Annotated in this window: 7 protein-coding genes; 3 read left to right on the top strand and 4 right to left on the bottom strand. The window is 72.3% G+C overall.

Going from position 1 to position 8122, the window contains the following annotated elements; genetic code table 11:
* The first annotated feature begins 113 nt into the window (after window positions 1-113).
* Window positions 114-1088, top strand: coding sequence for a LysR family transcriptional regulator (locus ACFV61_RS25160; RefSeq protein ID WP_380344267.1), 975 nt, complete (start codon window positions 114-116; stop codon window positions 1086-1088).
* Window positions 1089-1092: 4 nt separating this feature from the next.
* Here ACFV61_RS25160 and ACFV61_RS25155 read toward each other — a convergent pair whose 3' ends face one another.
* The 4 genes from ACFV61_RS25155 to ACFV61_RS25140 form a co-directional block, all read right to left on the bottom strand.
* Entirely contained in the window at window positions 1093-1602 is a 510-nt protein-coding gene (locus tag ACFV61_RS25155) for a GNAT family N-acetyltransferase (protein ID WP_063346796.1), read from the bottom strand.
* Between the two features lie 92 nt (window positions 1603-1694).
* Window positions 1695-3476: an aspartate--tRNA ligase gene (gene aspS / locus ACFV61_RS25150; protein ID WP_063346797.1), complete on the bottom strand. Its 1782-nt coding sequence runs from the start codon at window positions 3474-3476 to the stop codon at window positions 1695-1697.
* A complete protein-coding gene (hisS, locus tag ACFV61_RS25145) occupies window positions 3473-4735 on the bottom strand; it encodes a histidine--tRNA ligase (protein ID WP_063346798.1) in 1263 nt (420 codons plus the stop codon). Before hisS ends, aspS begins: the two co-directional genes overlap by 4 nt.
* A gap of 11 nt (window positions 4736-4746) precedes the next feature.
* Window positions 4747-5454: an MBL fold metallo-hydrolase gene (locus ACFV61_RS25140; RefSeq protein ID WP_063346799.1), complete on the bottom strand. Its 708-nt coding sequence runs from the start codon at window positions 5452-5454 to the stop codon at window positions 4747-4749.
* Between the two features lie 274 nt (window positions 5455-5728).
* Between ACFV61_RS25140 and ACFV61_RS25135 the strand changes: the two genes are divergently transcribed.
* Both ACFV61_RS25135 and ACFV61_RS25130 read left to right on the top strand, forming a co-directional pair.
* On the top strand, window positions 5729-6571 hold the full coding sequence (locus ACFV61_RS25135) for a peptidylprolyl isomerase (protein WP_380493999.1): 843 nt from the start codon (window positions 5729-5731) through the stop codon (window positions 6569-6571).
* A gap of 265 nt (window positions 6572-6836) precedes the next feature.
* Entirely contained in the window at window positions 6837-8066 is a 1230-nt protein-coding gene (locus tag ACFV61_RS25130; RefSeq protein ID WP_063346801.1) for a DUF349 domain-containing protein, read from the top strand.
* Window positions 8067-8122: the final 56 nt, after the last annotated feature.

Genomic DNA, 8122 nt, shown 5'->3' with positions numbered 1-8122 from the left:
CCCCTGAACCGCCGCTGCCGCGCTCCCCCGTCCGGTCGGCGCGAACGCCGAACGATCAACCTTGGCCCACACCTGCCGGACGGGTCCAATATCCGGTTCCATAACCTTGGGGCATGGATGTCGACACCCGCCTGCTGCGCAGCTTCGCCGCGGTCTGCGAGGAGGGGCAGCTGACCGCTGCCGCGGCCCGGCTGTTCGTCTCCCAGCCGACGCTCACCAAGCAGATCCGCCAGCTGGAGTCGCTGCTCGGGGTCGAGCTGTTCGAGCGCTCGCGGCGCGGCATGGCGCCCACCCCGGCCGGGCGGGCGCTGGCGGACTACGCCGGGGCGATGCTGGCCGGCTGGGAGGACGCGCTGCGGGCCACCCGGGCGGCCGCCGCCGAGCAGGGCTCGGTGCTGCGCGTGGGGTTCGAGGGCGGCATCATCAATCTGATGACCCGCAGCACCGTCGCCGACTTCGCCCGGCGGATGCCCGGCTGGCAGGTGGAGCTGCGGCAGAACAACTGGTTCGACCCGACCTCGGGCCTGGCCACCGGCGAGATCGACCTGACGCTCTGGCACGGCCCGGCGTGGCTGGTCGAGCACTACAACGTCGCCGTGCTCGGCGAGGAGGCGCGGGTCGTGGCGCTGCCGGCCGGGCACCGGCTGGCGGACCGGGCCGAGCTGTCCGTCGAGGACCTGCTGGACGAGCCGTTCGTGGCGATACCGCACGAGGCCGGGCACTGGCGCGAGTACTGGCTGGCGGGCCGGGAGCGGGGCGGGCGTCCGGTGCGGATCGGCGCGGTGGCGCACAACACCGACGAGTGGCTGGCCGCGGTGGTGTGCGGTCAGGGCGTCGGCTTCGCACCGGAGACGATGAGCCGGCTGGCCGTACGGGATGACGTCGCGTACCGGCCGGTACGGGGGCTCAGCCCGAGCAGGGTCGGGCTGTACTGGCCGAAGGACCGCGAACTCACGCCGGCGATGGCCGCGTTCGTGCGCAGCTGCCGGGTCACGGTCCCCTTCGGCCGGCTGGGAAGGTCGGGTGGGACGGAGCCCCTGGTGAAAACGGAGCCCCGGGTGGGCACGCGGTCGGTGGAACCGAACTGACGGTCTACACCGCCACGAAGGCCTCGGGGTAGCGGCAGAGCCCGCGCGGAGCGCCGTCGTACGCGGGCAGCGGCAGCGCCTGGAAGTAGGCGTCCGGCACCTCGAACGGCCCGCTGATCTCGTGCCGTCCGGCCGCGCTGAAGCCGAACCGCCCGTAGTACTCCGGGTCGCCGAGGACGACCACGAGCTTCTCCCCCGCCTTCTCGGCCGCCGACAGCGCGGCCCGGACGACGAGTTCGCCGACGCCCTTGCGCTGCCACTCCGGCGCGACGGCGACCGGCGCGAGCGCGAGGCCCGCGCCGTCCTCGCCGACCCGCAGCCGGGTCAGCAGCGCGTGCCCGATCACCAGCCCGGCCTCGTCGACCGCGACCAGCGACAGCTCGGGCAGCCAGGCCGGATCGCGGCGCAGCGCGTCGACCAGGTCCGCCTCGTCCGGGCCGGGGAACGCGGCCATGTGGACGCGTCTGGTCGCCGGGACGTCATCCGGACACTCGACTCTTGTGATCACCTGCATGAGTCAACCCTCCTTGTGTCACACGTCATTGTGGACCGGCCCCGGACGGTGGGTGGACCGTCCGGGGCCGTTGAAGGTTAGCGGATCCGGTGTCAGGCGTCGGACTTCGCGGCGTCCTCGCGCAGCTTCGGCTTGGCGTCCACGCCGGCCTCCCGGCGCTGGGCCGGGGTGATCGGGGTCGGGGCGCCGGTCAGCGGGTCACCGCCGGTGGACGTCTTCGGGAAGGCGATGACGTCGCGGATGGTGTCGTACCCGCCGAGCAGGGTGACGATGCGGTCGAGGCCGAAGGCGACGCCACCGTGCGGCGGCGGGCCGTAGTTGAAGGCGTCCAGCAGGAAGCCGAACTGCGAGGCCGCCTCCTCCTCGGAGAGGCCGATCGCGTCGAACGCCCGCTTCTGCACGTCGCGCTGGTGGATACGGATCGAACCGCCGCCCAGCTCCGAGCCGTTGAGGACCAGGTCGTAGGCGTTGGACAGCGCCGAGCCCGGGTCGGTGTCGAAGGTGGCGAGCGACTCGGCGGTCGGGGCGGTGAACGGGTGGTGCACCGCGTGCCAGCCCTGGAACTCGCCCTTGTCGTCCTCGATCGGCTCGAACATCGGGAAGTCGACGACCCAGAGGAAGGCCCACTGCGACGCGTCGATCAGCTCGCAGCGGCGGCCGATCTCCAGGCGGGCGGCGCCCAGCAGCTCCTGCGAGGGGCGCTGCTTGCCGGCCGCGAAGAAGATCGCGTCGCCGTTCTTGGCGCCCGCGGCGGCGGCCAGGCCGGCCAGGTGCTCCTCGGACAGGTTCTTGGCGACCGGGCCGCGCAGCTCGCCGGTCTCGGCGTCGATGACGACGTAGGCCAGGCCGCGGGCGCCGCGCGCCTTGGCCCAGTCCTGCCAGGCGTCGAGCGCCTTGCGGGGCTGCGAGGCACCGCCGGGCATCACCACGGCGCCGACGTACGGGGCCTGGAAGACGCGGAACGCGGTGCCCTTGAAGTACTCGGTGAGGTCGGTGAGTTCCTGTCCGAAGCGGACGTCCGGCTTGTCGGAGCCGTAGCGGGCCATGGCGTCCGCGTAGGTCATCCGGGGCAGCGGGTTGGGGAGCTCGTAGCCGTGCACCTCGCGCCAGATCGAGCCGACGATCTTCTCGCCGAGGGCCAGGATGTCCTCCTGGTCGACGAACGAGGCCTCGATGTCGAGCTGGGTGAACTCCGGCTGCCGGTCGGCGCGGAAGTCCTCGTCGCGGAAGCAGCGGGCGATCTGGTAGTAGCGCTCCATGCCGGCCACCATCAGCAGCTGCTTGAACAGCTGGGGCGACTGCGGCAGCGCGTACCAGTGGCCGGGCTGCAGGCGGACCGGGACGAGGAAGTCGCGGGCACCCTCGGGGGTGGAGCGGGTGAGGTACGGCGTCTCGATGTCGAGGTAGTCGTTCTCCTCCATCACCCGGCGGATGATGTTGCTCACCTTGGAGCGCAGCCGCAGGCCCTTGGCCGGGCCCTCGCGGCGCAGGTCCAGGTAGCGGTAGCGCAGCCGGACCTCCTCGTTGACCGTGCCCGGCTCGTACTCGGCGACCGGGAAGGGCAGCGGGGCGGCCTCGGAGAGGACCTCGATCTCGCTGACGACGACCTCGACCGCGCCGGTCGGGATGTCCGGGTTCTCGTTGCCGTCGGGGCGCACCCGGACGTCGCCGACGACCTTGACGCAGTACTCGGCGCGAAGGCCGTGCACCGAGTCGAGGTCGCGGACCACGATCTGCACGGTGCCGGAGGCGTCGCGCAGATCGATGAAGGCGACACCGCCGTGGTCGCGGCGGCGGGCGACCCAGCCGGCCAGGGTGACGGTGGTGCCTGCGTGCTCCGGGCGGAGCGTGCCCGCGTCGTGCGTGCGGATCACAGCTGCTTCTCCTTCAGGGTGGTGACGAGTGCGTCGAGGGCGACGGGGTTCTGCTCGCCGGTGGTCAGGTCCTTGAGCTGGACGACGCCGTCGGCGAGGTCCCGGTCCCCGGCCACGAGGGCGAAGCGGGCGCCGGACCGGTCGGCGGACTTCATGGCGTTCTTGATGCTCTTGACGCCGAAGGCGAGGTCGGTGGCGACGCCGGCCCGGCGCAGCTCGACCACCTTGGCGAACAGGACGTTCTTGGCCTCCTCGCCGAGCGCGACGGCGTACACGGAGGTCGCGGCGGGCAGGTCGAGGACGATGCCCTCGGCCTCCATCGCCAGGAAGGTGCGGTCCACGCCGAGGGCCCAGCCGACGGACGGCAGCGCCGGGCCGCCGATCATCTCGGACAGGCCGTCGTAGCGGCCGCCGCCGCCGATCGCGGACTGGGCGCCGAGGCCGTTGTGCACGAACTCGAAGGTGGTGCGGGTGTAGTAGTCCAGGCCGCGGACCAGCTTCGGGTCGTCGACGAAGGCCACGCCGTTCGCGGTGAGCAGCTCGCGGACCTTCTCGTCGTACGCCTTGCACTCCTCGCACAGGTAGTCGCGCAGCTTGGGCGCGTCGACCAGCTGGGCCTGCACCGACTCGCGCTTGTCGTCCAGGACGCGCAGCGGGTTGATGTCGGCGCGGCGGCGGGTGTCCTCGTCCAGGTCCAGGCCGGCGAGGAACTCGACCAGGGCTGCGCGGTAGACCGGGCGGCACTGCTTGTCGCCGAGGCTGTTGAGCAGCAGCGAGTAGTCGCGTACGCCCAGCGAGCGGAAGGCGTCGTCGGCGAGGATGATCAGCTCGGCGTCCAGGGCCGGGTCCTCGGCCCCGATCGCCTCGGCGCCGACCTGGGAGAACTGGCGGTAGCGGCCCTTCTGGGCGCGCTCGTAACGGTAGTACGAGCCGGAGTACCAGAGCTTGACCGGCAGGTTGCCCTGCTTGTGCAGGTTGGCCTGGAGGGCGGCGCGCAGCACCGAGGCGGTGCCCTCCGGGCGCAGCGCGAGCTCGTCGCCGCCGCGGGTGGTGAGGTTGTACATCTCCTTGCTGACGATGTCGGTGGACTCGCCGACGCCGCGGGAGAAGAGCTTCACGTCCTCGAAGACCGGAGTCTCGACGTAGCCGTAGCCGGCCCGGCGGGCGGGCGCGGCGATGCGCTCGCGGATCGCCAGGAAGGTCGCGGAGCTGGGGGGCAGCAGGTCGTAGGTGCCCTTGGGGGCGGTGAAGGTGCTCAACTTCTCTTCCGTCACATTCCTCGTCGCGGGAAAGCCTGGGCGCCGGCCGCCCCTGCTGCCTGTCGGAGGTAGGGGTTGGTGGCGCGCTCGTGGCCGATGGTGGTCTGTCCGCCGTGGCCGGAGAGGACCACGGTGGTGTCGTCGAGGGGCAGGCACACCCGGGCCAGCGACCGCATGATCGCCTCGCTGTCCCCGCCCGGGAGGTCGGTACGCCCGATGGAGCCGGCGAACAGCAGGTCGCCCGAGAACAGCACCGGGGGGAGGTCCTCGGCACCGGGCGTCCGGAAGGTCACCGACCCCCCGGTATGGCCCGGGGCGTGGTCCACGGTGAGCTGCAGGCCGGCGAGCTCCAGCACGGCGCCGTCGGTGAGCTCGCGCACGTCGTCGGGCTCGCCGACGGTGAGCTCGCCCATCAGCTGGGTGCCCAGGGCGCGGCCGAGGGCCTTCTCCGGGTCGGACATCATGTACCGGTCCTCGGGGTGGATCCAGGCCGGGACGCCGCGGGCGCCGCAGACCGGGACCACCGAGGCCACGTGGTCGATGTGGCCGTGCGTGAGCACCACGGCGACGGGCTTGAGCCCGTGCTCGCGGACCATCTCCTCGACACCGCGCGCCGCCTGGTGGCCGGGATCGACGATGACGCACTCCTCGCCAGCCGCCGGGGCGACCAGGTAGCAGTTGGTGCCCCAGGCTCCAGCGGGGAATCCGGCGATGAACACGCGCGTCCTTCGTGATGCGGTCGGCAGTGGCGGCTACGGTCGCGGCTGCCGGGTCGGATGCAGCCACCAGTCATGCAGCAAACCAGTGAGGTAAAGGCAGCCTACCGGCGGTGCGGGTGCGGTTGCGAACCAGATAGGGGTGGCGCGCGCGGTTCGCACTGACAGGTTCACCGCGTTCTTACAGGCCCGGTCCCTACACTTGGCCGCCGATGGATGCGATGATCCGCTTCGGTACCCATCCACTTTCCCAGCACATCCGTAGGAGACACGGCCGGTGGTCAGCAGCGAACAGCGGCGGCGGCAGCTCGCCCGAGAGAAGTACGAGCGCCAGATGGAGCGGCGGGTCGCCGCGCGGTCCGCGCGCAGGCGCCGCAACACGATCCTGGGCTCCGCGCTCGCCGTCGTGGTGCTGGCCGGCGGCGGTGCGCTGGTCGGCACCGGGGCGTTCAGCTCGGACAAGGACAAGTCGGCTTCGGCCGCCTCCTCCGCCAAGGCCGCGCCGAGCCAGAGCGCCGAGCCGACCACCCCGACCCGCAAGCCGGTCGAGGGCTGCGCCGATCCGGCGCCGGGCGCGCCGAACGGCAAGCAGTGGCAGGCCGAGCCGGCCATGGCGCTCGACGCGGGCGGCTCGTACACCGCGACGCTGGACACCAACTGCGGCAAGGTGACGCTCGCGCTCGACGCGGCCAAGGCCCCGCACGCGGTGAACTCCTTCGTCTTCCTGGCCGGGGAGAAGTACTTCGACCACACCAAGTGCCACCGCCTCACCACCGACGGCATCTTCGTGCTCCAGTGCGGCGACCCGACCGCCAGCGCGACCGTCCCGGGCGGCACCGGCGGCCCCGGGTACAAGTTCGCGGACGAGAACCTGACCGGCGCGACCTACCCGGCGGGCACCGTGGCGATGGCCAACTCCGGCCCGGGCACGAACGGGAGCCAGTTCTTCCTGGTCTACAAGGACACCCAGCTGCCCCCGAACTACACCCCCTTCGGCAAGATCACCGGGGGCCTGGACGCGGTGCAGAAGATCGCCGCCGCGGGCACCCTGGAGGGCGCCCCGGACGGCCACCCGATGGCCGACGTCACCTTCAACTCGGTGACCACGGCAAAGAGTTGAGATCTCCCGGGGCCGCCCACAAGGGGCGCCCGAAGCGCCTCGGCGCGGCCCCGGCCCGAAATCGCCCGGCCCGGATGCGGACAGCACCGGGGCCGGTCGCCTATGTTGGCGTTGTATCAGGGTGCCCGTACCCGCCTGGCCGTCACCCTCGGCAGCAAGTCACGGCGGACGGGGACGGCGGACTCATCGGTCCGCCGCACATCAACTGTGGACGACGGACGCGCGCCGCCCCGGCGCGGGCGCGACGTCATGTGGAGGACGCGCTATGAGCAGCGACCCGTGGGGCCGTGTCGACGAGCAGGGCACGGTCTACGTCAGGACGGCCGACGGCGAACGCGTCGTGGGTTCCTGGCAGGCCGGCTCGCCCGAGGAGGCCCTCGCCTACTTCGAGCGCAAGTACCAGGGCATCGAGGTGGAGATCGGCCTGCTGGAGAAGCGGGTGCGCACCACCGACCTGGCCGCCAAGGACGCCCAGGCCGCGCTGGACCACCTGCGCGCCCAGGTGACCGAGGGGCACGCGGTCGGCGACCTGGCCGCCCTGGCCAAGCGGCTGGACACGCTCGCCGGCGAGATCGAGAGCCGGCGCGAGGAGCGCAAGGCCGCTCGCGCCAAGGCCCAGGACGAGACCCGCACCGCCAAGGAGGCGCTGGTCTCCGAGGCCGAGCAGCTCGCCGAGTCCACCCAGTGGCGGGAGGCCGGGGACCGGCTGCGCGCCCTGGTGGACACCTGGAAGGGCCTGCCCCGGCTGGACCGCAAGAGCGACGACGAGCTGTGGCACCGCTTCTCGCACGCCCGCTCGGTCTTCTCCAAGCACCGCAAGGCGCACTTCGCGACCCTGGACGCCGAGCGCGAGCAGGCCCGGCAGACCAAGGAGGCGCTGGTCGCCGAGGCCGAGGCGCTGTCCTCGTCCACCGAGTGGGGCGACACCGCGGCCGCCTACCGCGACCTGATGGCGCGCTGGAAGTCCGCCGGCCGGGCCCAGCGGGACATCGAGGACGAGCTGTGGGCGCGCTTCCGCGGCGCGCAGGACGTCTTCTTCCAGGCCCGTTCCGCGGTGTTCAGCGAGCGGGACGCCGAGCAGGTGGCCAACCAGAAGCTCAAGGAGGCGCTGGCCGTCGAGGCCGAGGCGATCCTGCCGATCACCGACCTGAAGGCCGCCAAGGCGGCGCTGCGCGAGGTCAACGAGCGCTGGGAGGCGATCGGGCACGTGCCGCGCGACGCCCGTCCGAAGCTGGACGGCCGGCTGAACACGGTCGAGCGGGCCATCCGCGAGGCCGAGGACTCCGAGTGGAAGCGCTCCAACCCGGAGGCCAAGGCGCGCGCCGCCGGCATGGTCGGCCTGTTCGAGGCGAAGGCCGACAAGATCCGGGCCGATCTGGACAAGGCCCGCGCCGCCGGCAACGCCGGCCGGATCGCCAAGCTGGAGAACGAGCTGGCCGGCGTGCAGACCCTGCTGGAGCAGGCGCACCGGAGCCAGGAGGAGTTCAGCGGCTGATCCGCCGAACGCACGAGAGAGGGCCCCCCGCGCTGCCGGGGCCCGGGCTCATGGCG

This window comes from Kitasatospora sp. NPDC059817 (assembly GCF_042731835.1).
Taxonomy (GTDB): domain Bacteria; phylum Actinomycetota; class Actinomycetes; order Streptomycetales; family Streptomycetaceae; genus Kitasatospora.
The sequence above is the reverse complement of the archived record's forward strand: the minus strand, read 5'-3'. Positions and strand labels throughout refer to the sequence as shown.